At 60.5% G+C, this 25,704-nt stretch carries 26 protein-coding genes; 7 read left to right on the forward strand and 19 right to left on the reverse strand.

The features are described 5' to 3' along the window. Window positions 1-753: a DUF2059 domain-containing protein gene (locus HU731_RS14525; RefSeq protein ID WP_186609606.1), complete on the forward strand. Its 753-nt coding sequence runs from the start codon at window positions 1-3 to the stop codon at window positions 751-753. 86 nt (window positions 754-839) lie between these two features. On the opposite strand, the gene bipL is transcribed toward HU731_RS14525, so the two are convergent. After that, the gene (gene bipL, locus HU731_RS14530; protein ID WP_186609605.1) at window positions 840-1,781 is read right to left on the reverse strand and encodes a phospholipase BipL; all 942 of its coding nucleotides are present in this window, start codon (window positions 1,779-1,781) and stop codon (window positions 840-842) included. Between the two features lie 98 nt (window positions 1,782-1,879). On the opposite strand from bipL, the gene HU731_RS14535 reads away from it, so the two are divergent. After that, window positions 1,880-2,455, forward strand: a complete 576-nt coding sequence (locus tag HU731_RS14535) for a DUF6436 domain-containing protein (RefSeq protein ID WP_186609604.1) — start codon at window positions 1,880-1,882, stop codon at window positions 2,453-2,455. A gap of 26 nt (window positions 2,456-2,481) precedes the next feature. Next, a complete protein-coding gene (locus tag HU731_RS14540) occupies window positions 2,482-4,836 on the forward strand; it encodes a penicillin acylase family protein (protein ID WP_186609602.1) in 2,355 nt (784 codons plus the stop codon). 135 nt (window positions 4,837-4,971) lie between these two features. Here HU731_RS14540 and HU731_RS14545 read toward each other — a convergent pair whose 3' ends face one another. Next, on the reverse strand, window positions 4,972-5,874 hold the full coding sequence (locus tag HU731_RS14545; protein ID WP_186609552.1) for an AraC family transcriptional regulator: 903 nt from the start codon (window positions 5,872-5,874) through the stop codon (window positions 4,972-4,974). A gap of 99 nt (window positions 5,875-5,973) precedes the next feature. Here HU731_RS14545 and HU731_RS14550 point away from each other — a divergent pair, with 99 nt between their 5' ends. Then, window positions 5,974-6,327 carry a carboxymuconolactone decarboxylase family protein gene (locus HU731_RS14550; protein WP_034128991.1) on the forward strand — a complete coding sequence of 118 codons (354 nt, stop codon included), beginning with the start codon at window positions 5,974-5,976 and terminating at the stop codon, window positions 6,325-6,327. Here the strand turns inward: HU731_RS14550 and HU731_RS14555 are convergent. After that, the gene (locus HU731_RS14555) at window positions 6,305-7,270 is read right to left on the reverse strand and encodes a GlxA family transcriptional regulator (RefSeq protein WP_186609554.1); all 966 of its coding nucleotides are present in this window, start codon (window positions 7,268-7,270) and stop codon (window positions 6,305-6,307) included. The genes HU731_RS14550 and HU731_RS14555 overlap by 23 nt on opposite strands. A gap of 247 nt (window positions 7,271-7,517) precedes the next feature. Between HU731_RS14555 and HU731_RS14560 the strand changes: the two genes are divergently transcribed. Beyond that, a complete protein-coding gene (locus HU731_RS14560; RefSeq protein ID WP_186609556.1) occupies window positions 7,518-8,159 on the forward strand; it encodes an HD domain-containing protein in 642 nt (213 codons plus the stop codon). Between the two features lie 127 nt (window positions 8,160-8,286). On the opposite strand, the gene HU731_RS14565 is transcribed toward HU731_RS14560, so the two are convergent. The 8 genes from HU731_RS14565 to HU731_RS14600 form a co-directional block, all read right to left on the reverse strand. Then, on the reverse strand, window positions 8,287-9,171 hold the full coding sequence (locus HU731_RS14565; RefSeq protein WP_003195236.1) for an ABC transporter permease subunit: 885 nt from the start codon (window positions 9,169-9,171) through the stop codon (window positions 8,287-8,289). Beyond that, window positions 9,168-10,088 (reverse strand): ABC transporter permease subunit, encoded by a 921-nt coding sequence (locus HU731_RS14570; RefSeq protein ID WP_003195238.1) that lies wholly within the window; start codon window positions 10,086-10,088, stop codon window positions 9,168-9,170. Before HU731_RS14570 ends, HU731_RS14565 begins: the two co-directional genes overlap by 4 nt. Beyond that, window positions 10,085-11,227: an ABC transporter ATP-binding protein gene (locus tag HU731_RS14575; RefSeq protein ID WP_003195240.1), complete on the reverse strand. Its 1,143-nt coding sequence runs from the start codon at window positions 11,225-11,227 to the stop codon at window positions 10,085-10,087. Before HU731_RS14575 ends, HU731_RS14570 begins: the two co-directional genes overlap by 4 nt. A gap of 66 nt (window positions 11,228-11,293) precedes the next feature. Next, on the reverse strand, window positions 11,294-12,388 hold the full coding sequence (locus tag HU731_RS14580) for a polyamine ABC transporter substrate-binding protein (RefSeq protein ID WP_186609558.1): 1,095 nt from the start codon (window positions 12,386-12,388) through the stop codon (window positions 11,294-11,296). Between the two features lie 241 nt (window positions 12,389-12,629). Then, window positions 12,630-13,724 carry a polyamine ABC transporter substrate-binding protein gene (locus tag HU731_RS14585; protein WP_186609563.1) on the reverse strand — a complete coding sequence of 365 codons (1,095 nt, stop codon included), beginning with the start codon at window positions 13,722-13,724 and terminating at the stop codon, window positions 12,630-12,632. Between the two features lie 183 nt (window positions 13,725-13,907). Beyond that, the gene (locus tag HU731_RS14590) at window positions 13,908-15,272 is read right to left on the reverse strand and encodes an aspartate aminotransferase family protein (RefSeq protein ID WP_014720386.1); all 1,365 of its coding nucleotides are present in this window, start codon (window positions 15,270-15,272) and stop codon (window positions 13,908-13,910) included. 58 nt (window positions 15,273-15,330) lie between these two features. Then, entirely contained in the window at window positions 15,331-16,689 is a 1,359-nt protein-coding gene (locus HU731_RS14595) for a glutamine synthetase family protein (RefSeq protein WP_003195249.1), read from the reverse strand. A gap of 79 nt (window positions 16,690-16,768) precedes the next feature. After that, complete coding sequence (locus HU731_RS14600; RefSeq protein ID WP_186609560.1) at window positions 16,769-17,008, reverse strand: hypothetical protein; 240 nt, start codon at window positions 17,006-17,008, stop codon at window positions 16,769-16,771. A gap of 278 nt (window positions 17,009-17,286) precedes the next feature. Between HU731_RS14600 and HU731_RS14605 the strand changes: the two genes are divergently transcribed. Continuing rightward, complete coding sequence (locus HU731_RS14605) at window positions 17,287-18,663, forward strand: glutamine synthetase family protein (RefSeq protein ID WP_003195252.1); 1,377 nt, start codon at window positions 17,287-17,289, stop codon at window positions 18,661-18,663. Window positions 18,664-18,908: 245 nt separating this feature from the next. Continuing rightward, window positions 18,909-19,538 carry a TetR/AcrR family transcriptional regulator gene (locus HU731_RS14610; protein WP_186609562.1) on the forward strand — a complete coding sequence of 210 codons (630 nt, stop codon included), beginning with the start codon at window positions 18,909-18,911 and terminating at the stop codon, window positions 19,536-19,538. A 448-nt stretch (window positions 19,539-19,986) separates the two neighbouring features. On the opposite strand, the gene HU731_RS14615 is transcribed toward HU731_RS14610, so the two are convergent. From HU731_RS14615 to HU731_RS14650, 8 genes are all read right to left on the reverse strand, one after another. Further along, window positions 19,987-20,202, reverse strand: coding sequence for a TOBE domain-containing protein (locus HU731_RS14615; RefSeq protein WP_003176783.1), 216 nt, complete (start codon window positions 20,200-20,202; stop codon window positions 19,987-19,989). A gap of 19 nt (window positions 20,203-20,221) precedes the next feature. Next, complete coding sequence (ssuB, locus tag HU731_RS14620) at window positions 20,222-21,028, reverse strand: aliphatic sulfonates ABC transporter ATP-binding protein (RefSeq protein WP_186607004.1); 807 nt, start codon at window positions 21,026-21,028, stop codon at window positions 20,222-20,224. Beyond that, window positions 21,025-21,810 (reverse strand): aliphatic sulfonate ABC transporter permease SsuC, encoded by a 786-nt coding sequence (gene ssuC, locus HU731_RS14625; protein WP_003195258.1) that lies wholly within the window; start codon window positions 21,808-21,810, stop codon window positions 21,025-21,027. Before ssuC ends, ssuB begins: the two co-directional genes overlap by 4 nt. 9 nt (window positions 21,811-21,819) lie before the next feature. Then, window positions 21,820-22,968, reverse strand: coding sequence for an FMNH2-dependent alkanesulfonate monooxygenase (gene ssuD, locus HU731_RS14630; protein ID WP_003195260.1), 1,149 nt, complete (start codon window positions 22,966-22,968; stop codon window positions 21,820-21,822). A 26-nt stretch (window positions 22,969-22,994) separates the two neighbouring features. Then, entirely contained in the window at window positions 22,995-23,963 is a 969-nt protein-coding gene (locus HU731_RS14635) for a sulfonate ABC transporter substrate-binding protein (RefSeq protein ID WP_186607005.1), read from the reverse strand. A 97-nt stretch (window positions 23,964-24,060) separates the two neighbouring features. Further along, window positions 24,061-24,654 carry an NADPH-dependent FMN reductase gene (ssuE, locus tag HU731_RS14640; RefSeq protein WP_014720392.1) on the reverse strand — a complete coding sequence of 198 codons (594 nt, stop codon included), beginning with the start codon at window positions 24,652-24,654 and terminating at the stop codon, window positions 24,061-24,063. A gap of 104 nt (window positions 24,655-24,758) precedes the next feature. Continuing rightward, window positions 24,759-24,932 (reverse strand): hypothetical protein, encoded by a 174-nt coding sequence (locus HU731_RS14645; protein WP_186607116.1) that lies wholly within the window; start codon window positions 24,930-24,932, stop codon window positions 24,759-24,761. Between the two features lie 33 nt (window positions 24,933-24,965). Next, the gene (locus HU731_RS14650; protein ID WP_003195267.1) at window positions 24,966-25,604 is read right to left on the reverse strand and encodes a peroxiredoxin; all 639 of its coding nucleotides are present in this window, start codon (window positions 25,602-25,604) and stop codon (window positions 24,966-24,968) included. Window positions 25,605-25,704 lie beyond the last annotated feature (100 nt).

Raw genomic sequence — 25,704 nt, forward strand, 5'->3', positions numbered from 1 at the left:
ATGCGTCGTTTGTTTTTTTCTGTGTTGATGTTCTGCGTTTTGCCCGCCTGGGCAGACGGCCATGACCAGTTGTACAAGGTCGCCGGCTGGGCCGAACAACGTGCGCACTTCAATGACGCCCTCAGTGCCGCCCAGCAGCGCTACCGCAATAGCCTGCCGCCAGTGGTGTACCAGGCGCTGGTGGACAACAGCAATAAACGCTTTGCCGCCCAGGCCATGGACCAGCGTGCCGAGGCGCAACTGCGCAAGCACTTGCCCGACCCGAAACCTGCTTTGGCGTTTTTCCAATCGCCCCTGGGCCGCAAGATCGTCGCCGCCGAGTTGCTGGCCACGCGCCGCGACCAACTGGCGAAAAACGCCCAGGGCCTGCCCAAACTCGAAGCCGATGCCACCCGCAGCCTGATCATCGGCCACCTGGCCCAGGCCCTGCCCGCCCGCGAGGCCGGTGCCGAGGTCAGCCTGGCGATTGCTGGCGTGGCGGCCGACAGCTTGAGCCAGATGATCCCCGGCCTGCTCGGCGGTGGTCAGGCACAAGGCATGTTGAATGGCCAGCGCGAGCGGTTGATGCAGCAGATCGACAAGGATTTGAACAACACCTTGCTGTATGTCTACCGGGATTTGTCCGACCCGGAGCTGGAAGAGTTCGCCACCTTTGCCGAGTCGCCGCAGGGCAAGGCGTATTACCAGGCCGCCCTTGCAGCCATTCGCGCAGGGCTGGCGGTCGGCCAAAGCACCTCAAGCCTGACGCAGTAAACCCTGTGGGAGCTGGCTTGCCTGCGATTGCGATCTGTCAGTTACACCGCTATCGCAGGCAAGCCAGCTCCCACATTTGGATTGCGTTATTTCAGGTGGCGGGTGAGAAAACTGAAGTACTCATCGCGAATCTGCGCAATTTCATTGGCCAGATGATGCCGACCCCGCTTGAGCATCAACACCTCAGGCTGGTCGAACTTACCCCGCAACACCTGCAAATTGTGCTGCCAGTCCACCGTCATATCTTCCTCACCCTGCACGATCACCGGGCGCCGGGGGCTGCGCGGTGCGGCTTCGATGCGTTTGATCCAGCGCGCCAGCGACCCCACCCAGGCGGTAGGCAGTTGGCGGGGTTGTAGTGGGTCGGCTTCAAGGAAGGGCTTGAACGCGGGGTCGTTGGAGTTATCGCTGAAACGCCGGGCGATACCTTTGACGAATGGGCGCAGCAGGTAATAGCTGACCTGCGACCAGCCCCATGCACGCGGCCGAACCAACGGCGACAGCAGGAAAGTCTTGCCCTGGGCCGGGCTTTGGGCGCCGTGGTTGAGCAAGTGGTCCACCACAATGGCGCCGCCGGTGCTTTGCCCGAACAGGTGCCACGGTTGCGGCAATTGCAGCGCCTTGGCCTCGACGAACAACGCCTGCACCACGCTCTGGTACACCGCAAAGTCATCGATGCTGGCGCGTGCGCCGCTGGACAAGCCATGGCCCGGCAGGTCGCAGGCGATCACCACGAAGCCCTGGTCCAGCGCCCAATCCACCACGTGGCGATACAGGCCCATATGATCGTAGAACCCGTGGAACAGGAACATCGTCGCCACCGGCGCAGGCGGCCACCACACTTGGGCCACCACCTCAAACCCATCCACCTCAAAACGCCCCAGGCGGCTCACCGCCGGCACCTGGCGTGCGGCCAGGTCGAGCCCGTAGAAACGCTGGTAAACCCTCGCCTCGGCTGACAGCGGCTGCGCATCCACCAGGGGGCGCAAGCTTTCGCGCAGATGATCAGGGTCAAAGGTGACGGGCATAAAGGCTTCCAGACTTGCGGTGGAGATGAATATCGAGCTGCGATATTCATCTGTCAGGACAAGCATGGCAAGCTACGCGACCTGCGAGGATACATCCAATGCGACCGCCCTACCGTAACGCCCTGTTCGCCAGCCTGATCCTGGTTATCTGCGCCGGGGTGCTGTGGGCGGCCTATGACTGGTTCCAGGGCCGCTATCTGCGCGCCTTCAGCGAACACACCGCGGTATTTTCCGGCGATGCGCTGCAACTGCCCGCCGCCCTCAGCGGCCCAGGCCCGATTCGCCTGGTGCACTTCTGGGACCCGGCCTGCCCGTGCAATGTGGGTAACCAGCAACACCTGGGCGAGTTGATCGAGCAGTACGCGCCCCAGGGGGTGGAGTTCTATGCCCTGCAAAAACCCGGCAGCCACGGCCAGTTGCCCGAGAACCTGCGCCATCTGAAAATTCTTGATGCCCTGCCCGGCGCGGACCAGATACCCGCCAGCCCCGCCGTGGGCATTTGGGATCGCACCGGCAAACTGGCGTATTTCGGCCCCTATAGCGAAGGCCTCACGTGCAACGCCAGCAACAGCTTTATCGAGCCGATTCTCAAGGCCCTTGGAACCGGACGCGAAGTGAATGCCACTCACACCCTTGCGGTAGGCTGCTATTGTTCGTGGCCTAAGGATCTGTAGTCCGTCCACTTTGGTAAGGAATGTTCATGAAGCGCGTCTTGCAGGTTTTTGCGGTGCTGATTGTGCTGGTCGCCCTGGGCGCCGGTTGGTACGTCTACAGCAAACAACCCACGCGCCAGGGCACGGTGACGCTGGCGCACCTGCAAGGCTCGGTCACGGTGCGTTACGACGACCGTGGCGTACCGCATATCCGTGCCGAAAACGAAGCCGACCTGTACCGCGCCCTGGGCTATGTGCATGCCCAGGACCGGCTGTTCCAGATGGAGATCATGCGGCGCCTGGCCCGTGGCGAACTGGCCGAGGTGCTGGGGCCCAAGCTGCTGGAGACCGACAAACTGTTTCGCAGCCTGCGCATTCGCGAGCGTGCCTTAAGCTACGTGGAGCACATGGACCCTGGCTCAGCCTCGTCCAAGGCCCTGCAAGCCTACCTGGATGGGATCAACCAGTATCAGGACAGTCACGCCAGCCCCATGGAGTTCGATGTGCTGGGCATCGCCAAGCGCCCGTTTACCGCCGAAGACAGCATCAGCGTCGCCGGGTACATGGCCTACAGCTTTGCCGCGGCCTTTCGCACCGAGCCGGTGCTGACCTATGTGCGCGACCGGCTGGGCAGCGATTACTTGAAGGTCTTTGATCTGGACTGGCAACCCAAGGGCGCCCTCAACCTGGCGGCCAGCGATTGGCAGACCCTTGGCGCCATCGCCGCCCTGAGCGAACAGGCCCTGGCCGACAACGGCCTGCCGCAGTTCGAAGGCAGCAATGCCTGGGCCGTCAGCGGCAGCCATACCCAAAGCGGCAAGCCGTTGCTGGCGGGTGATCCGCATATCCGTTTTTCGGTGCCTTCGGTGTGGTACGAGGCGCAGCTGTCGGCGCCAGGCTTTGAGTTGTACGGCTACCACAACGCGCTGGTACCGGTGGCGTTCCTGGGGCACAACCTGGACTTCGGCTGGAGCCTGACCATGTTCCAGAACGACGACCTCGACCTGGTCGCCGAGAAGGTCAACCCAAACAACCCCAACCAGGTCTGGTATCACGACCAATGGGTGGACATGAGCAGCAGCGAGCAGCAGATCCAGGTCAAGGGCCAGGCGCCGGTGACCCTCACCCTGCGCCGCTCGCCCCACGGCCCGATCATCAACGATGTGCTCGGTGAGAACGCCGGCAGCACACCGATTGCCATGTGGTGGGCGTTCCTCGACAGCGAAAACCCGATCCTCGAGGGTTTCTATCAGCTCAACCGTGCCGACACCCTGGCCAAGGCGCGTGCCGCGTCCGCCAAGGTCTCGGCGCCGGGCCTGAACATCGTGTGGGCCAATGCCAAGGGCGATATCGGCTGGTGGGCAGCGGCGCAGTTGCCGATCCGCCCGGCTGGCGTCAACCCGGCGTTCATCCTCGACGGCAGTACCGCCCAGGCCGACAAGCTGGGTTTCTACCCCTTCAGTGCCAACCCCCAGGAAGAAAACCCGCCGCGCGGCTACGTGGTGTCCGCCAATGCCCAACCGGCATCGCCCACCGGCATGCCGATCCCCGGCTATTACAACCTGGCTGACCGTGGCCAGCAGTTGAACGCGCAGTTGAGCGACCCAAGCGTGAAGTGGGATGTGACCAACAGCCAGGCCCTGCAACTGGGCACCACCACCGCCTATGGCCCGCGCGTGCTGGCGCCGCTGTTGCCGGTGCTGCGCGAGGTGGTCAAGGACCCGGCGCAACTCAAACTGGTGGAACAGCTTGCCAGCTGGAAAGGTGACTACCCGCTGGACTCCACCAGTGCCACGCTGTTCAACCAGTTGCTGTTCAACCTCAGCGACGCGACCTTTCACCCCAAACTCGGCGATGCCTTGTTCAAGACTTTGCTCGGCACCCGCGTGATCGACGCCGCCTTGCCACGCCTGGCCGCATCGGCAGACTCACCCTGGTGGAACGGCAACCGCGCCGACACCGTCAAGCTCGCCTGGGACAACAGCCTGGCCCACCTCAAGGCTACGTTCGGCGATGACCCGGCACAGTGGCAGTGGGGCAAGGCGCACACCCTGACCCACGGCCACCCGCTGGGCCTGCAAAAACCGCTGGATAAAATCTTCAACGTCGGCCCCTTCCCGGCACCGGGCAGCCACGAAGTGCCAAACAACCAGACCGCCCCGATTGGCCCGGCGCCCTGGCCGGTAACCTACGGCCCGTCGACACGACGCCTGATCGACTTTGCCGACCCGACCCACGCCCTCACCATCAACCCGGTGGGGCAAAGCGGCGTGCCGTTTGACGCGCACTATGGCGACCAGGCGCAGAGCTATATCGAGGGCGGGTATGAGCAGGCGCATTTCAGTGACGAGGAAGTGACGGCCAATACCCGCGGCACCTTGAAACTGCTGCCCGCCCGATAACGACTGAGCTACTCGATCCCTTGTCTGTAGGAGCGAGCTTGCTCGCGAAAAACGTCAACGATAACGCGTGCTACCTGAATAAACGCGGCGTCGTTAAGTTTTTCGCGAGCAAGCTCGCTCCTACAGGCATTGGGGCTAGCCTGCCCGCATGCGCCCTGGCGCTTGGCCGTAGGTGTCCTTGAATTTCTTGCTGAACGCCGCCTGGGATTGGTAACCCACCTGGGCGGCGATATCGATCAGGCTCAGGCGTGACTGGCGCAGCAGGTTGAACGCCCTCTCCATGCGCAATTGGGTGAGCAACACCCAGGGCGATACGCCTGCCACTTTGACGAACGCACGCATAAAGGTGGCGCGGGACATGCTGGCCGCCAACGCCAGGCTGTCGATGGTCCACTCATACCCAGGTTCAGCCAGCATGGCTTGCCAGGCCTTGCTCAAGCGCTTGTCAGCGAGCAAAGCGAAGGTACCCGCCACTGGCGCCTGGTCGCTCAACCAACTGCGCAGGATCAAGGTGAACAGGGCTGAAGACAGCGCATTGATAAACGAACGGGCGCCCACTTGCTGCCCGTCCGCCTCACTGCGCAGCAACGCAATCAACGCCGCCAATTGCCCATCGCCTTGCCACTGGCGGCTGGACACCACCAGATAGTCCGGCAACGCATCGAACAACAGCGACTGGCGGTTGTAGTGAAAGCTGCCACACAGCATATCCACATCCGGCTGTTCGCCGCCCAAACGGTGCACGGTCAGCGCACCACCTTCGATAACGCGAGGCTGCATCGGGCGGATCCGCGCGCCCTGGCTGCGCAGCAAATGGGTAGCACCGCCGGGCATCAGCAGGATATCGCCCTCCTCCAACGTTACATATTGCCCGCCAGACAACTCGGCGCGGCAGGTGCCGCTGAGCACGATGTGATAAGGCGCCACGCCGAGGTTTTCCGGCGCGTGGTCCAACGCCCAGTCCCCTTGGAACTGGCAACGCAAATCCAGGCTGCCGCGCAGGTTGGCCAGCGCGATAAGGGTGTCGATGGCATTCATTTGCGAGTATCGGTCAAAAAGATGAGCGGATTGAACAATAGCCCCAGCCCTGAACGGCACAGACTGGCTTCACACCCAATTTGTTCAGGAGTTACTGCAATGTTCAATAACTGGTCCGACTTGCTGCCTACCGTGAAGAAAGCCTTTGGCTCACTGGGCAAGAGCAACCCGAAGATGGTCAAAGCCTACATGGCGCTGGGGGAAGCTGCCGAGGAAAACAATGTACTCGACGCCAAGACCCGTGAACTGATTTCCATCGCCGTGGCGATCACCACCCGCTGCGACGGTTGCATCGGCGTACATGCCGATGCGGCCATCAAGGCCGGGGCAACCCGCGAAGAAGTGGCGGCCACGCTGGCCACCGCGATCTCGCTGAATGCAGGCGCGGCCTACATCTACTCGCTGCGCGCCCTGGAAGCCTACGATACGCTCAAACCGGCGCCGCAAAGTTAAGCCTGAACTGTTGCGGCGTGACGCCCAGCCGGCGGTTGAACACACTGCGCATGTGCTGGGCGTCGCGAAAGCCGCATTGATAGGCCACGGTCTTAAGCGGTGCGTGGCTGCTTTCAAGCATCACCCGCGCCGCATCCACACGCGCCCTCTCGACAAACTCCGCTGGCGTAATCCGCGCTTCACGGGCGAACACCCGGGAGAAATTGCGCGCACTCATATTGGCCGCCTTGGCCAGGTCGGCAATGGTCAGGTCTCCCGTCAGGTTGGCCAACACGTACAGCTGCACCAGTGCCACCGCCGAGGTGGTTTCGGCATGGGGCGTGAGGAACGGGCTGAACTGCGATTGCCCGCCCGAGCGCTGAGTGAACACCACCAGGCGCTTGGCCACGCTCAGGGCGACTTCCGGGCCGTGATCCTGGGCCAGCAGGTACAACGACAGGTCGATACCCGCCGTGACCCCGGCGGAGGTGTAGAGGTTGCCATCCTGCACATAGAGACGGTCGGCTTCGACCTGGGCCGACGGGCACAGGCGTGCCAGGCTGGCGGCATCATTCCAGTGGGTAGTGACGGTCTTGCCGTCCAGCAAGCCTGCACGGGCCAGCATGAAGGCGCCATTGCAGATCGAGCCAAAACGCTGCGCCTTAGCGGCGGCCGCGCGCAGCCAGGCGTCAAACTCGGGGCCGAACTCTTCGAAGGGTAACTGCGGGCCACCGGCGACCAGCAACAGGTCGTAGGGTTGCCGGGCTTCGCTGTAGTGCTTGTGCGCCTGCAATGACAAACCGTTGGAGGCTGCCATGGCGCCGTGGCCGAAGCCGAGTACTTCCAGCCGATAGTGATCCTCGGGCGCCAGGAAGCGGTTGGCCTCGCAGAACACATCCATCGGCCCGGTCACGTCCAGCGACTGGACACCGGGGAAGATCAGGATGGCGACGGTTTTGCCCATACTCACAAACACCTTTTCCAACTCAATAAACACAAACCCCTTGTGGGAGCTGGCTTGCCTGCGATGCAGACGCCTCGGTGCCTCAGGTACACCGAGGTGATGCTATCGCAGGCAAGCCAGCTCCCACAGGGGATCGCCTATAGGCTTGGCGCGATGTGGCGGCACATTGGCCGGGATCGCCTCCCTGTGGCGATAGCCGCTCCAGGGTCAGGGGACCAGACTGGAATCTTTCCAGAGGAGATCCACCATGAGCACCACCATAGCCGGTATCCAGATCCCTGACAGCGCCTTGGCCAGGGCCACCACCGAATACATCCGTGACGTCGAGTCCGACCTGCTCTACCACCATTCGCGCCGCGTCTTTCTGTTCGGTGCCTTGAGCGGTGAGCGCAAGCAATTGGCCTACAACCCGGAGTTGCTCTACGTCGGCGCGATGTTCCATGACCTGGGCCTGGTGGAAGGCCACCGCAGTGACGACGAGCGTTTCGAAGTGGACGGCGCCAACGCCGCCGCCGCATTCCTCAAGCCTTATGGGTTGAGCGATGACGATATCGAACAAGTGTGGTTGTCCATTGCCCTGCACACCACGCCGGGCGTGCCCAAACACCTGCGCCCCACCGTAGCGCTGGTGACCGCCGGTGTGGAGATGGACGTGCTGGGCATGGACTACGCCGCGTTCAGCAGCGTACAGCGCGAAGCGGTGGTGCATGCGCATCCACGGGGTGAAGGGTTCAAGGAGTGCATCATCTGCGCGTTCGCCAACGGCTTGCGCCATCGCCCACAGACCACGTTTGGCAACGTGAAGACCGATGTGCTGGTGGACCAGGAACCTGGGTTCAAGCCGATGAACTTTGTGCAAGTGATTCGTACGTCGCCGTGGGCTGCCTAGCTAAGCCCACTGTAGGAGCGAGCTTGCTCGCGAAAAACCTGAGAGCGCCGCTGGGTGTCAGGTACCCAGCGTCATCGTTAACGTTCTTCGCGAGCAAGCTCGCTCCTACAGTGGATCGCGTCGGCAGTTAGACCGGCGCTGGCGCCCGGCGCTTGTCCGGCTGTTGCCAGCCATCCGCTGCGGCTTCTTCAATCGCCTGCTGAATGGCCTTCTTGCGATGCTCTTCGGCCCGACGGCTGAAGAACCACACCAGGAAGGTCACCAGCGACACCGCCAACAGAATCAGGCTCGCCACGGCGTTGATCTCGGGTTTAACCCCAAGACGCACCGCCGAGAACACTTCCATCGGCAAAGTGGTGGAACCGGGGCCCGACACGAAGCTGGCCAATACCAGGTCGTCCAGGGACAGCGCGAAGGACATCATCCCGCCCGCAGCCAGCGACGGCGCGATCATCGGGATGGTGATCAGGAAGAACACCTTCCACGGCCGTGCGCCCAAATCCATCGCCGCTTCTTCGATCGACAGGTCCAGCTCACGCAAGCGCGCCGACACCACCACCGCCACATACGCCGCACAGAAGGTTGTATGGGCGATCCAGATAGTGACGATGCCGCGTTCCTGTGGCCAGCCGATCATCTGCGCCATGGCCACGAACAACAGCAACAGCGACAGACCGGTGATCACCTCTGGCATCACCAACGGCGCCGTCACCAGGCCGCCGAACAGCGTGCGGCCCTTGAACTGGCTGATGCGCGTCAGCACGAAGGCCGCCAGCGTGCCCAACGCCACCGCCGCCACCGCCGTGTAGCAGGCGATTTCCAGGGAGCGGGCCACCGAGCCCATCAACTGGGTGTTGTCCAACAGGCCCACGTACCACTTGATTGACCAACCGCCCCACACCGTCACCAGTTTGGATTCGTTGAACGAGTAGATCACCAGGATCAACATCGGCAGGTAGATGAACAACAAGCCTGCGACCAGCATGAAGCTGGAGAAACGAAAACGCTTCATATCTTGCCCTCCAACTCTTTGGCTTGGCTGCGGTTGAACAGGATGATCGGCACGATCAGGATCGCCAGCATCACCACCGCCAGGGCAGACGCCACCGGCCAGTCACGGTTGTTGAAGAACTCTTGCCACAACACCTTACCGATCATCAGGGTTTCCGGGCCGCCGAGCAGTTCAGGAATCACGAACTCGCCCACCACCGGGATAAACACCAGCATGCAACCGGCGATGATGCCGTTCTTGGACAGCGGCACGGTGATTTTCCAGAAGCTGTTGAAGGTGCTCGACCCCAGGTCGGAAGCGGCTTCCAGCAGGCTCTGATCGTGCTTCACCAGGTTGGCGTAGAGCGGCAGGATCATGAACGGCAGGTACGAATAGACCACGCCGATGTACACCGCGATATTGGTGTTGAGGATCTGCAGCGGCTCGTTGATCAAGCCCATGGACATCAGGAAGCCATTGAGCAGGCCGTTGTTGCTGAGGATACCCATCCACGCATACACCCGGATCAGGATCGCGGTCCAGGTCGGCATCATGATCAGCAGCACCAGCACGGTCTGCATCTCTTTGCGCGCGGTGGCGATGGCGTAGGCCATCGGGTAGCCGATCAGCAGGCACAGCAGCGTGCTGAAAAACGCCATCTTCAGCGAGCCCAGGTAGGCGGCGATGTACAACTCGTCGCCCGCCAGCAAGCTGTAGTTGGCCAGGTTCAGCACCACCTCCAGCTTTTGCTCAACGTAGGTATAGATCTCGGTATAGGGCGGGATCGCCACATCGGCTTCGGCAAAGCTGATTTTCAGCACGATGAAAAACGGCAGTGCAAAAAACAGGAACAGCCAGAGGAAGGGAATCCCGATGACCACCTGCTTGCCATTGGGCACGATGCGATCCAAGCGCCGCTTGAATTTCTTCATGTTCATGAGCGAAGTACCACGCCGCTGTCGTCTTCCCACCATACGTAAACCTGGTCACCCCAGGTTGGGCGTTGGCCACGGCGTTCGGCGTTGGCGACGAAGGACTGGACCAGCTTGCCGCTCGGCAGCTCCACGTAGAACACCGAGTGGCCGCCCAGGTAGGCGATATCGTGCACCTTGCCGCTGGACCAGTTGTGCTCGCAGGTCGGCATTTCGGTGGTCACCAACAGCTTTTCCGGGCGAATGGCGTAGGTCACCGACTTGTCTTCCACCGAAGTGGCGATGCCGTAGCCCACGTAGATGTCGCGGTCCAGGTCCGGGCACTTGAGCACCGCGTGGCCTTCAGCGTCGTCCACCACTTGGGTGTCGAAGATGTTGACGTTGCCAATGAACTCGCACACCAGGCGGCTGGTGGGGGTTTCGTAGATATCGATAGGGCTGCCGATCTGGGCGATCCAGCCCAGGTGCATGATCGCGATGCGTTCGGCCATGGTCATGGCCTCTTCCTGATCGTGGGTCACCATCACACAGGTCACCCCAACGCGCTCGATGATCTCCACCAACTCCAGTTGCATCTGCGAGCGCAGCTTCTTGTCCAATGCGCCCATCGGCTCATCGAGCAACAGCAGTTTCGGGCGCTTGGCCAAGGAGCGGGCCAACGCCACACGCTGGCGCTGGCCGCCGGACAGCTGGTGCGGCTTGCGCTTGGCGTACTGGCTCATCTGCACCAGCTTGAGCATCTCGGCCACGCGCGCGTCGACCTCGGCCTTGGGGATCTTGTCCTGTTGCAGGCCGAAGGCGATGTTCTGCGCCACGGTCATGTGCGGGAACAAGGCGTAGGACTGGAACATCATGTTGATCGGCCGCTCGTAGGGCGGCATGTCAGTGATGTCCACACCGTCGAGGTAGATGCGACCTTCGGTTGGGCGCTCGAAACCTGCAAGCATGCGCAGCAAGGTGGATTTGCCCGAACCCGAACCGCCGAGCAAGGCGAAGATCTCGCCTTTCTTGATTTCCAGGGACACATCGTCCACGGCAATCGTCTCGTCGAACTTCTTCGTGACCCGGTCGATTTTGACCAGCACCTTTTTCGGTGTCTGGTCGCCCTCGAGGGCTTTCTTATAGGCGCCGGAGGCAACTGCCATTTACGAAACTCCCAAAAAAAACTGTGCAGCCAGCCCAATGCGGGCCAGCCTTGGATAGTTTGAGCCTTACTTGCCCGTCTTGACCTTGGTCCAGCTACGGGTCATTAAACGCTGCACTTTCGGGGGTAGCTCAAAGTTGACGAATGTCCGCTCGAGAACCGCCTGCGGTGGGTAAACCGCTGCGTCGGTGCGTATCGATTGCTCCATCAGTTTGTCCGCCCCTGGGTTAGGGTTGGCGTAACCGACTTGATCGCTGACCTGAGCGATCACCTCAGGCTGCAGCAAATAGTTGATGAAAGCGTGGGCTTCCTTGACGTTGCTGGCATCCTTGGGAATCGCCAGCACGTCGAACCACAGGTTGCCGCCTTCTTTGGGAATCGTGTAGGCGATGTTCACGCCTTTGCCCGCCTCTGCTGCGCGAGCCTTGGCCTGGAACACATCGCCGGAGAAACCGGCCGCCACGCAGATATTGCCGTTGGCCAGGTCCGAGACGTATTTGGAGGAATGGAAGTAGGTCACGTAGGGCCGCACTTTCAGCAGTTTTTCCTCGGCCTTCTTGTAGTCGGCCGGGTTGGTGCTGTTGGGGTCCAGGCCCATGTAATTGAGTACCGCCGGCAGCATTTCATCGGCCGAATCCATGAACGACACGCCGCAAGTGGCCAGCTTCTTCATGTTTTCCGGTTCGAACAACACGGCCCAGGAGTCGATCTTGTCGACACCCAGCACTTGCTTGACCTTGTCGACGTTGTAGCCAATGCCGTTGGTGCCCCACAGGTACGGCACAGCGTACTGGTTGCCCGGGTCGTTCTTTTCCAGGCGCTTGAGCAGTACCGGGTCGAGGTTGGGGTAGTTTGTCAGCAGTGACTTGTCGAGCTTCTGGAACGCTCCAGCCTTGATCTGCTTGCCCAGGAAATGGTTGGACGGCACCACCACGTCGTAGCCGGTGCGCCCGGCGAGCAACTTGCCTTCCAGGGTTTCGTTGGAGTCAAACACGTCATACACGGGCTTGATACCGCTGGCCTTTTCGAAGTTGGCCAGGGTGTCGGGGCCGATGTAATCCGACCAGTTATAAATATGCACCGTCGGTGCGGCCTGCACGCTGGCAGCCAGCGTGATACCTGCACCCACCAGCATGGCTTTGCGAAATAAAGAAATTGGCAAGTGGAGGTCCTCTTAAATAGTTGGGGCCTTGAAGTTGTTGCCCGGCAACAAAACCGGCGCGCAACTTACCGTCGATAAACCGATCCGGCAAAACTTTCTGTCATTTATTTTCTGTACGGTTGCCGCTGTTTGTAGGAGCGAGCTTGCTCGCGAAGAACTCACAGGCAACGCGGGCGACCAGGGGCGCTGCGTTATCGTTGACGATTTTCGCGAGCAAGCTCGCTCCTACAGGTTTCTGGCGTTATTTACCGGATTTGATTTTGGTCCAGCTACGGGTCATTTCACGCTGAGTGGCGGCCGGCAAGTCAGCAATCGCGTAGAGCTTGGCCTGCACGTCCGCGGGAGGGTAGATGCCCGGGTCGCTGGTGATGTCTTTGTCTACCAGTGCGGTAGCCTTCTCGTTACCGTTCGGGAAACGCACGCTGTTGGTGATGCTCGCCATCACTTCAGGTTTGAGCAGGTAGTTCATGAATGCATAGGCAGCGTCGACGTTTTCGGCATCTTTAGGGATGGCAACCATGTCGAAGAAACTGCCGGCGCCTTCTTTCGGAATGTCGTAGGCAACTTTGACTTTGCCACCGGCTTCAGCCGCACGGGACTTGGCCTGCTGGATGTCACCCGAGTAACCCACGGCCACGCAGATGTTGCCGTTGGCCAGGTCGGAGATGTACTTGGAGGAGTGGAAGTAGCCGATCGACGGGCGGATTTTCAGGAACAGGTCTTCGGCTTGCTTGAGCTCGGCTTTCTTCTGGGTGTCGGTCGGCAGGCCCAGGTAGTGCAAAGCAATCGGCAGCATTTCGGTCGGCGAATCGAGGAAGCTCACGCCGCAGCTTTTCAGCTTGGCGATGTTCTCCGGCTTCATCAGCACATCCCACGAGTCGATCTTGTCCACGCCCAGCGCAGCCTTGACCTTCTCCGGGTTGTAGCCGATGCCGATCGAACCCCACATGTACGGGAAAGCATGCTTGTTGTCCGGGTCGCTGACCGACACGGCTTTGAGCAGGGAGGCGTTCAGGTTGCTGTAGGCAGGCAGCTTGGACTTGTCCAGCTCCTGATAGACACCGGCCTTGATCTGCTTGGCGAGGAAGTTGTTCGACGGTACGACGATGTCGTAGCCGGACTTGCCTGCCAGCAACTTGGCTTCCAGGGTCTCGTTGCTGTCAAAAACGTCGTACACCACTTTGATGCCCGACTCTTTTTCAAAGTTGGCGATGGTGTCCGGTGCAATGTAGTCGGACCAGTTGTAGACGTGCAGCACTTTGCTGTCTGCCTGGGCCGCGCCCGCCATTGCGCCCATCAGCGACAAGGCGAGGAGGGTCTTGCCAGCGTTCTTCAAACCTAATGCCTTCATTTGGTGATGCTCCAATTTTTTCTTTTTTGGGCCACAAGCGTTGTATGTTTTACGGCCCAACCGAAGGGCAACAAAACAGGGCGACAGTCTGGCAAGTTCAGGGGCCGGCTTTCAACCAAAGCCCCTGCATTTGTAACTGCCCAGTACACCGCGCACTGAGCCTAGCACTTAGCCCTGCAACGCTGCCAAAGTCAGGTCCAGGCAGTGACGGGCCTTGGTCACCAGCTCGTCGATTTCAGCCTTGCTGATAACCAGTGGCGGCGAAATGATCATGGTGTCGCCCACGGCGCGCATGATCAGGCCATTTTCAAAGCAGAAGGTTCGGCAGATCATGCCGGCGCCTTTGCCTTCATGACGCTTGCGCGTCGCCTTGTCCTGCACCAGTTCGATCGCACCGAGCATGCCGACGCCGCGTACTTCACCCACCAGCGGATGATCGCCCAGTTCCCTCAGACGTTTCTGCAAATACGGTGCCGTTTCGTCGTGCACACGGTTAACGATTTTTTCATCGCGCAGGATGCGGATGTTTTCCAGGGCCACAGCCGCAGCGACCGGGTGACCGGAATAGGTAAAGCCGTGGTTGAAATCGCCCCCTTCGTTGAGCACCGCCACTACTTCGTCGCGCACAATCAGGCCGCCCATGGGCACGTAGCCCGAGGTCAGGCCCTTGGCGATGGTCATCATGTGCGGCTTGAGGTCGTAGAAATCGCTACCGAACCACTCACCGGTACGGCCGAAACCGCAGATCACTTCGTCGGCGACAAACAGGATGTCGTACTTGGCGAGGATTTCCTTGATGCGCGGCCAGTATGTGGCAGGCGGCACGATCACGCCACCGGCGCCCTGGATCGGCTCGGCAATAAAGGCGCCGACGTTGTCCACGCCCAGCTCCAGGATTTTCTCTTCCAGCTGGTTGGCGGCCCACACACCGAATTCCTCGGGGCTCATGTCGCCGCCTTCGCCAAACCAGTACGGCTGGGCGATGTGGGTAATGCCCGGGATCGGCAAGTCGCCCTGCTCGTGCATATAGGTCATGCCGCCCAGGCTGGCGCCGGCCACGGTTGAGCCGTGGTAGCCATTCTTGCGGGCAATGATGGTTTTCTTGTTGGGCTGGCCTTTGATCGCCCAGTAGTGGCGGACCATGCGCAACATGGTGTCGTTGCCTTCGGAGCCAGAGCCGGTGAAGAACACATGGTTCATGCCGGCCGGCGCGACATCGGAAATGACCTTGGCCAACTCCAATACCGGCGGGTGTGCGGTCTGGAAGAACAGGTTGTAGTACGGCAGCTCTTTCATTTGCTTGGCGGCGGCATCGGCCAGTTCATCGCGACCGTAACCGATCGCCACGCACCACAGGCCGGCCATACCGTCGAGGATCTTGTTGCCTTCGCTGTCCCACAGGTAAACGCCGTGGGCTTTGGTGATGATCCGTGGGCCTTTCTCTTTCAATTGCTTGAAGTCGCTGAACGGCGCCAGGTGGTGATCATTGCTCAAGGCTTGCCATTCACGGGTTTGCGGGTTGTTGCTGGACATACCAATCTCCTAGACTTTTCAGTGAAGGGCGCGCCGTTTGAAGGTCGCGCCCGGCGCATCAGACGGCGAAGAGCAGGAATTCCCGCTCCCACGAACTGATCACGCGCTTGAAGTTTTCATGCTCGGCCCGCTTGACCGCGACGTAGCCTGTGATGAATTTTTGCCCCAGGTATTTCTCGATGGTCTTGCTGTTTTCCATGCGTTCCAGGGCGTCTTCGATGGTCAACGGCAGGCGCAGGTTGCGCCGCTCGTAACCACGGCCCACCACCGGCGCGCTCGGGTTATGGCCTTCGACCATGCCGATGTAGCCGCACAACAGGCTGGCGGCAATCGCCAGGTACGGGTTGGCATCGGCGCCCGGCAGGCGGTTTTCCACGCGGCGGTTCTGCGGGCCGGCATCCGGTACGCGCAGGCCGACGGTGCGGTTTTCTTCGCCCCATTCCACGTTTACCGGCGCCGAGGTGTCGGGCAGGAAGCGGCGGAACGAGTTCACGTTGGGGGCGAATAAAGGCAGCAATTCAGGGATGAATTTCTGCAGGCCGCCAATGTGGTTGAGAAACAGCTGGCTCATGGTCCCGTCTTCATTGGAGAAGACGTTCTTGCCGGTGGCAATGTCGATGATGCTCTGGTGCAGGTGCATCGCGCTGCCGGGCTCGCCGGTCATGGGCTTGGCCATGAAGGTGGCGGCCACGTCGTGCTTGAGCGCGGCTTCACGCATGGTGCGCTTGAACACCAGGATCTGGTCGGCCAGGGACAGGGCGTCGCCGTGACGGAAATTGATTTCCATCTGCGCGGTGCCGTCCTCGTGGATCAGCGTGTCCAGGTCCAGCTCCTGCAGTTCGCACCAGTCATAGACGTCTTCGAACAACGGGTCGAATTCGTTGGCCGCTTCTATAGAGAAGGACTGGCGACCGGTTTCCGGGCGGCCGGAGCGGCCAATCGGCGGTTGCAGCGGGAAGTCCGGGTCTTCGCAGCGCTTGGTCAGGTAGAACTCCATCTCTGGCGCCACGATGGGCTGCCAGCCGCGATCGGAGTAGAGCTTGAGGACTTTCTTGAGCACGTTGCGCGGCGACAGCTCGATCGGGTTGCCTTGCTTGTCGTAGGTGTCGTGGATCACCTGAGCGGTCGGCTCGATGGCCCACGGCACCAGAAATACCGCGTTCTGGTCGGGGCGGCAGATCATGTCGATGTCGGCCGGGTCGAGCAATTCGTAATAGATGTCGTCTTCGACATAGTCGCCGGTCACGGTCTGCAACAGAACGCTCTCGGGCAGGCGCATGCCTTTTTCGGCAATGAACTTGTTGGTCGGCGAGATCTTGCCCCGGGTAATACCGGTGAGGTCGCCAATCATGCATTCGACTTCTGTGATCTTGTGGTCTTTCAACCAATCGGTGAGCTGGTCGAGGTTGTTACTCATAAATGCCTCTGGGCTGGGTTTCCTGGCATCCATTAAAGGCCAGGCGTTGGTTGACGCAGCATCCGCGTCGTTTTTTCATTCAGGGTAGGAGCTTACCTGCCATTTGCTCATGGGTTGCATTCCTCAGGCCAAAGTTGTGCGCAATTATGATCGGCACGGCGGATGAGGCCCGGTCAGTGGCGTAGGAGATGGCAAAAAGGAGATCGGCAGGGCCGTCAAGAATATTGGCCGGTGCCTGGGCATTCACGCGGGGCGAACGAGCTGCAGACAAAGCCTGGCTGAAGCAGGCGCAGACGCCGATTGGCGGCAGGTGAAACATGAAGCACCCCGGTATTATTGCTGTTATGGGTTTGAATCGAGCTTAGCCTTGTTCATTTTTTTACACAACACCCCCGTAAAAAATCCTACACGGCCCGCTCAAGCCTGCAGGTCCCAAGCCCCTCAAACCCAAAAAACCGCCCCAAAACCCCGCAAAAAAGCCTTCATGGCGCTTTTTTAGGGCAAAAAATGCCTCGCTTGACTTCGGCAGGCCGTTCGGGTTGACTGAAACCAGAAAAGATCAATGATTGATATTTTTAACAACAAAGGTGTTGCATCATGTCGGTACCCCCGCGTGCCGTTCAGCTTAACGAAGCGAACGCGTTCCTTAAGGATCATCCTGAGGTTCTGTACGTAGACCTTCTAATTGCGGATATGAATGGTGTGGTGCGCGGTAAGCGCATCGAACGCACCAGCCTCCACAAGGTTTACGAGAAGGGCATTAACCTGCCTGCCTCTTTATTTGCCCTGGATATCAACGGCTCTACGGTGGAAAGCACCGGCCTGGGCCTGGACATCGGTGATGCTGACCGAATCTGTTATCCAATCCCCGACACCCTGTGCAATGAACCCTGGCAAAAGCGCCCTACCGCGCAACTGCTGATGACCATGCACGAACTTGAAGGTGAACCTTTCTTCGCCGATCCGCGCGAAGTGCTCCGCCAAGTTGTTACCAAGTTTGACGACCTCGGTCTGACCATCTGCGCCGCCTTCGAGCTTGAGTTCTACCTGATCGACCAGGAGAACGTGAACGGCCGGCCACAACCGCCCCGCTCGCCGATCTCCGGCAAACGTCCGCACTCGACACAGGTCTACCTGATTGACGACCTCGACGAATACGTCGACTGCCTCCAGGACATTCTGGAAGGTGCCAAGGAGCAAGGCATCCCGGCGGACGCCATCGTCAAGGAAAGTGCCCCGGCGCAGTTCGAAGTGAACCTGCACCACGTCGCCGACCCGATCAAGGCCTGCGATTACGCGGTACTGCTCAAGCGCCTGATCAAGAACATCGCCTACGACCATGAGATGGACACCACCTTCATGGCCAAGCCTTACCCAGGCCAAGCAGGCAACGGTTTGCACGTGCACATCTCCATTCTGGACAAGGACGGCAAGAACATCTTTGCCAGCGAGGATCCCGAGCAGAACGCCGCATTGCGTCACGCGATCGGCGGTGTGCTGGAGACCCTACCCGCCCAAATGGCGTTCCTGTGCCCTAACGTCAACTCCTACCGTCGTTTCGGCGCACAGTTCTATGTGCCGAACTCGCCGTGCTGGGGCCTGGATAACCGCACCGTGGCGATTCGCGTACCTACCGGTTCATCCGATGCCGTGCGTATCGAACACCGTGTGGCGGGGGCCGATGCCAACCCTTACCTGCTGATGGCCTCGGTATTGGCGGGCGTGCATCACGGCCTGACCAACAAGATCGAGCCGAACGCTCCGGTGGAAGGCAACAGCTACGAACAGAACGAGCAGAGCCTGCCGAACAACCTGCGCGATGCCCTGCGTGAGCTGGACGACAGCGAGGTGATGGCCAAGTACATCGATCCTAAATACATCGATATCTTCGTCGCCTGTAAGGAAAGTGAGCTGGAGGAGTTTGAACACTCCATCTCCGACCTTGAGTACAACTGGTACCTGCATACCGTGTAAGCGGTTGCTGCAATAAAAGAACGCCGCTGATTTTGGTCAGTGGCGTTTTTTTATGGGTTTATTTTGGGAAACCGGGTTGGCCTCATCGCAGGCAAGCCAGCTCCCACAGTGGAACGCATTTCAAGGTTGGAACTCGGTCAAATGTGGGAGCTGGCTTGTCGGGTCGCCGCATCGCTGCGATAGCGGCTTGGCAGACAACACACCTTCCTGCTCATACAATGCCCGCTGCCTTGTAGGAGACATCCATGACCACCCGCCCCGCCACTGTTCGCAAACCCCGCGCCCGCAGCCAGGCCCGGATCGACGCGATCCTCGACGCCGCCCGCACCTTGCTGGCCGCCGAAGGCGTGGCCAGTTTGTCGATCTACAGCGTGGCCGAACGGGCACAGATTCCGCCGTCGTCGGTGTACCACTTTTTCGCCAGTGTGCCGGCGTTGCTGGAGGCGTTGACCGCTGACATTCACGCAGCCTTTCGCGCTGCCATCCAGGCGCCCATCGAGCATGACTCACTCCAGCATTGGCGCGACCTGTCCTACATCGTCGAACAACGCATGCTCAGCATCTACAGCAACGATGCCGCGGCGCGCCAGTTGATCCTGGCCCAGCACGGCTTGACCGAAGTGACCCAGGCCGATCGCCAGCATGATCTGGAATTGGGCGACTTGATGCTGGCGGTGTTCAATCGCCACTTTGAAGTGCCAACGCTACCGAGCGACGTGGATGTGTTTGCCTTGGCGCTGGAGTTGAGCGACCGCGTGTACGCGCGCTCGGTGCATCAGCATGGGCTGATTACGCCGCGCATGGCGGAGGAAGGGATGCGGGTGTTTGATGCGTATGTGGGGCTTTATTTGCCGGCCTACCTGCCCAAGCGCTGAATGCTTTGTTGTCTGGGCCGGCCTCATCGCAGCATGGGTATCTACACAACTTTGCGGGTTGCAACAGCAGACGGTAACCACGATGCGAAGCGAGCCGCTCTTGATCTGCTTTTGATCTTAGGCGCCCCGTTAAACCACGCTGGCCGAACGCAGGCTTGAATTCGTGGGTAACCCGGCAGGACGCCGGGTTAGCCGCCCCGCGCCATGGATGGCGCGTGGCGGCGGCCCCCCAAATCACTCGCGGATTACGGGCACACCGAGCCCAAGCGAGGTGCCGAGTGGTGGGGCAAGAGCGTTTTGCTTACTTTTGTCTGGGCCGGCATTCCGGCTTTTCAAAAGTGAGCCGCCGTCAGGGCGGAACCCTAAGAGGCCGTTACCTAAATAACGGATATGCACCCGGTCCAACTGTGTTGACTGCCTGCGATAGGGGTCTCAAGGGCGGTGAAAATCACAACTTGGCAATCGACACCTCAGTGGATTTCACAAAGGCAATCACTTCACTGCCGATCACCAGCTCCAACTCCTTGACCGAACGGGTGGTGATCACCGAGGTGACGATGCCGGACGCGGTCTGCACGTCAATTTCCGACAGCACGTCGCCGACCACGATCTCCTTGATGGTGCCTTTGAACTGGTTACGCACGTTGATGGCTTTAATCGTCATGGTGTTTTTCCTGTGTGAGTTATTGAGCCCAACGCAATTGCGTCGGCAGCGGTGAAACAGGTTCGGGTTCCGGTGGGGAACCGGGTAGCGACAGCACGCGGTTGAGCACTTGGGCTTCCAGCGCGGCCAGGCGGTGTGAGCCACGGGCCCGTGGGCGTGGCAGGTCGATGGTCAGGTCCAGGCCGATTTCGCCGTTTTCAATCAGAATCACGCGGTCGGCAATCGCCACGGCTTCGCTGACGTCGTGGGTCACCAGCAACACCGTGAAACCGTGCTTGCGCCACAGGTTCTCGATCAGTTGCTGCATCTCGATGCGGGTCAGGGCATCCAGTGCGCCCAGCGGCTCGTCGAGCAGCAACAGCCGCGGTTGGTGGATCAACGCCCGGGCGAGTGCCACGCGCTGTTTCTGGCCGCCGGACAACGCCGCCGGCCATTCATTGGCGCGCTCGGCCAGGCCGACCGCTTCCAGGGCCTCCAGCGCTTTGGGGCGCCAGTCGCCCTTGAGGCCCAGGCCGACGTTGTCGATGATCTTTTTCCAGGGCAGCAAGCGCGCTTCCTGGAACATCAACCGCGTATCTTCAATCGCTTCGTGCAGTGGCGCGGAGCCGGCCAGCAGCTCGCCGCCACTGGCTTTGTCCAGCCCCGCCAACAGGCGCAGCAAGGTACTTTTGCCGCAACCACTGCGGCCGACCACGGCCACGAACTGCCCTGCGGGAATATGCAGGTCAATCTCTTTGAGCACTTCGCGGGTACCAAAGGCCTTGCGCAATTTGCGCACCGCCAGCGGGATGCCCTTCAACAGACGCGGAGGTTGTTGAGCCGTCATGCTGCACCTCCTTTGACTTGGTACGCCGGGTGCCAGCGCAGCCACACACGTTCCAGCCCACGGGCTGCCAGGTCGGCCAGTTTGCCGAGGATGGCGTACATGACGATGGCCAGCACCACCACGTCGGTTTGCAGGAATTCACGGGCATTCATCGCCAGGTAGCCGATGCCGGAACTGGCCGAGATGGTTTCCGCCACGATCAGCGTCAGCCACATGAAGCCCAGGGCAAAACGCACCCCCACCAGGATCGACGGCAGCGCGCCCGGCAGGATCACTTGCCAGAACAGGCTGAAACCGGACAAGCCATAGCTGCGCGACATTTCCACCAGTGCCGGGTCGACATTGCGGATGCCGTGGTAAGTGTTCAGGTAGATCGGGAACAAGGTCCCCAGGGCCACCAGGAAAATTTTCGCGGTCTCATCGATGCCGAACCACAGGATCACCAGCGGAATCAGCGCCAGGTGCGGCACGTTGCGGATCATCTGCACGGAGCTGTCGAGCAAGCGTTCGCCCCACTTCGACAGCCCGGTGATAAAGCCCAGGGCCAGACCGATGCTGCCACCGATCACAAAACCCAGGCCGGCGCGCCAGCCGCTGATGGCCAGATGCGTCCAGATTTCGCCGCTGACCACTAGGTTCACCCCGGCTTCGATCACTGCACTCGGCGCTGGCAGAATGCGCGTCGACAACCAACCCGCCGACACCGACAACTGCCACACCGCCAGCAATAAAATCGGCAGCACCCAGGGCGCCACGCGATGGCTGATTTTTTCCAAGTCCATAACGGCGCCTCAGCTCTGTGACGCAGCTTTGGGAAGGATGTCGTTGGCAACCATCTCGCCAAACGGGCTGACGTAGCCGGCGCTTTTGGGCAGCTCGGGACGTTCGATATCCAGGTGCGGGAACAACAGCTCCGCCACCCGATACGATTCTTCCAGGTGTGGATAACCGGAGAAGATAAAGGTATCGATACCCAGGTCCGCGTACTCCTTGACCCGCGCCGCAACCGTTGGGCCATCGCCGACCAGCGCCGTCCCTGCGCCGCCACGTACCAGGCCGACGCCGGCCCACAGGTTGGGGCTGACTTCCAGGTTGTCACGGCTACCGCCATGCAAAGCCGCCATGCGTTGCTGGCCCACCGAATCGAAACGCGCCAGGGACGCCTGGGCGCGGGCGATGGTCTCGTCGTCCAGGTGGGAGATCAGTTTGTCGGCGGCTTTCCAGGCTTCGTCGTTGGTTTCGCGCACGATCACATGCAAGCGAATGCCAAAGCGCACCGTGCGTCCCAGTTTTGCGGCCTTGGCGCGTACTTGCGCGATTTTTTCGGCGACGGCTGCCGGCGGCTCGCCCCAGGTCAGCACCATTTCCACCTGTTCGGCTGCCAGGTCCTGGGCGGCCTCGGAGGAACCGCCGAAATACAGCGGCGGGCGTGGCTGCTGGATCGGTGGGTAGAGCAATTTTGCGCCTTTGACGCTGATGTGTTCGCCGTCGTAGTCCACGGTCTCGCCTTCCAGCACACGACGCCAGATGCGGGTGAATTCCACCGACGCCTGGTAGCGTTCTTCATGGCTCAAGAACAAACCGTCGCCAGCCAGTTCTTCCGGATCGCCACCGGTGACCAGGTTGAACAGCGCACGGCCACCGGACAGGCGGTCCAGGGTCGCGGCCTGGCGCGCGGCCACGGTCGGGGAGATGATCCCGGGCCGCAGGGCAACCAGGAATTTCAAGCGCTGGGTCACGGGGATCAGCGAAGCGGCCACCAACCACGAGTCTTCGCAGGAGCGACCCGTAGGGATCAACACCCCGCCGAAACCCAGGCGGTCAGCGGCCTGAGCCACTTGTTGCAGGTAACCGTGGTCGACCGCACGGGCGCCTTCGGCGGTGCCAAGGTAATGACCGTCGCCGTGGGTGGGCAGGAACCAGAAAATATTGAGGCTCATGGAGTTGTCTCCTGAATGAAGTCGGATTACGGCGCTTTGGCAACCGCGGCGGGTGGCGTCCAGATCACGTCCTTGATGCTCAAGGGCTTGGGGATCAATTTGAGTTGGTAGAAGCTGTCGGCGATTTTCTGCTGGGCGGCGACCACTTCCGGGGTCAGGAACAGCGCGCCGTAGCCCTGGCGTTTCACCGACGTGAGGGTGATATCTGCCGGCAGCCCGAGCAGTGGGGCGACCTGCTCAGTCACTTCCTGGGGGTTGGCCTTGGACCATTCGCCTACCGCACGCACTTCTTCCACCAACGCCTTGATCACTTGCGGGTGTTGTTCGGCGTAGGGTTTGGTGGCCAGGTAAAACTGATGGTTGTCGGCGATCCCGGTGCCGTCTCGCAGGGTGCGCGCTTGCAGTTGCTTTTCGGCTGCGGCCTGGTACGGGTCCCAGATCACCCAGGCGTCCACGCTGCCACGCTCGAACGCGGCACGGGCATCGGCGGGCGGCAGGAACACGGTCTTCACGTCGGTGTACTTGAGGCCGGCGTCTTCCAGGGCACGCACCAGCAGGTAGTGCACGTTGGAGCCTTTGTTGAGCACGACCTTTTTACCCTTGAGTTCGGCCACCGATTTGATCGGCGAGTCCTTGGGCACCAGGATCGCTTCGCTGGTAGGCGCGGGGGGTTCGTAGGCGACATAGAGCAGATCGGCGCCAGCCGCCTGAGCAAACACCGGTGGGGTTTCGCCGGTAACGCCGAAGTCGATGGAGCCGACGTTCAGGCCCTCGAGCAATTGCGGGCCACCGGGAAACTCGGTCCACTGCACCTGCACGCCTTGGGCGGCCAGGCGTTTTTCCAGGGTGCCCTTGGCCTTGAGCAGCACCAGGGTGCCGTACTTCTGATAACCGATCCGCAAGGTCTCAGCGGCTTGAGCTTGAACAATGGCGCCGAAGGACACAGCCGCAGCAAAGAGTGCGACCAGACCACGACGCAAGATGACAGTGCGCATGGCGCTCTCTCCAACTGTGCGATTAGGGTTTTGGCTGCACCTGCTTGGCCGTTGTCGGCTGAGTAAGGTGAGGGTTTCCAGCTTTTCGGGGTGAGGCTCAGATGCTCCAGCGAGCACTCAACAAACGTTCATTCAATACGTCAGGGTCCAGCGGCTTGGGCCGGCGTGCCATGGCGCTGTAGAGCTGCTCCAGGGCTTCATGCAGACGCTGCTCGAGTACCGGCACCAGTTGCGCCTGCACGCTGCCTTCGCCATAAGCGATCTGGCTGTCTTCGGCAAAAATACCGTGGAGCAATTCCTGGGCCTTGAGGGCCGACAGCACCGGCTTCAGGGCGTAGTCCACCGCCAGCATGTGGGCGATGCTGCCGCCGGTCGCCATCGGCAATACCACCTTATGGGCCAAAGCACGCTCCGGCAGCAGGTCCAGTACGGTTTTCAACGCCCCGGAAAACGACGCCTTGTACACCGGCGTGGCGATTACCAAGCCGTCGGCATTGGCGACTTGTTGCAGCAGGTCGATGACCTTGGGGCTGTCGAAGCGCGCATGCAGCAAGTCTTCAGCCGGGAAGTCCCGTACCTGGTAACTCACCACTTCCACGCCCTGCTGTTGCAGCCACTGACGGGTTTTATCCAGCAAGACCCCGGAGCGGGAACGCTGGCTGGGGCTGCCTCCAAGTGTTACGACCAGCATGCAGGAGATTCCTTGAGCAAGTGTCGGCGGTTCGCTGTATGGCGATGGCGCCAAGATGGGATAGACCTTATCAGCAGATTTATATATCTATAAATCTTATTTATTCATTTGTTTATTCCATAAATACATAAGCGTTTAATCAATCGCCAGGCGAAAAAAAGGCCGTCGAAACGGCCTGAAAACCCCTGCTGTGTAGGAGCGAGCTTGCTCGCGAAAAACTCATAGGCGCCGCGCTCATCCAGAAACCACGCGTTATCGTTGACGTTTTTCGCGAGCAAGCTCGCTCCTACAGAGGGAGGGTCCGTGATGCCTTAACGATTGGGTTGCGGCGTAAGGCGCAGGTACGGCTTCACCGCGCGATAGCCCTTGGGAAAGCGTTTCTTGATCTCTTCCTCGTCCTTGAGCGACGGCACGATCACCACTTCGTCCCCATCCTGCCAGTTGGCCGGCGTCGCCACCTTGTGGTTGTCGGTCAGTTGCAGGGAGTCGATCACCCGCAGAATTTCATGGAAGTTACGCCCGGTGCTGGCCGGGTAGGTGATGGTCAGGCGGATCTTCTTGTTCGGGTCGATCACGAACAAGGAGCGCACGGTGAGGGTATCGCTGGCATTCGGGTGGATCAGGTCGTAGAGGTCCGAGACCTTGCGGTCGGCGTCGGCCAGGATCGGGAAGTTGACCACGGTGTTCTGGGTCTCGTTGATGTCTTCGATCCACTTGTGGTGCGAGTCCACAGGGTCTACCGACAGGGCGATGGCCTTGACCCCACGCTTGGCGAATTCATCCTTGAGCTTGGCGGTGAAACCCAGTTCGGTAGTGCACACCGGCGTAAAGTCCGCCGGGTGGGAAAACAACACGCCCCAGCTGTCGCCCAGCCATTCATGGAAACGAATCTTGCCGGCGCTGGAATCCTGTTCGAAGTCGGGGGCGATGTCGCCCAGTCTTAGGCTCATGGGTATGGCTCCTGGTGAGTGCTTATGGAGCCCACTGTGCATGGATTTCTGGTGATTTAAAAAGAATAAATATCGATTTATCTAGACGATAAAAGAATAT

Origin of the sequence: Pseudomonas salmasensis, from assembly GCF_014268375.2 — a bacterium.
GTDB classification, from domain to species: Bacteria; Pseudomonadota; Gammaproteobacteria; order Pseudomonadales; family Pseudomonadaceae; genus Aquipseudomonas; species Aquipseudomonas salmasensis.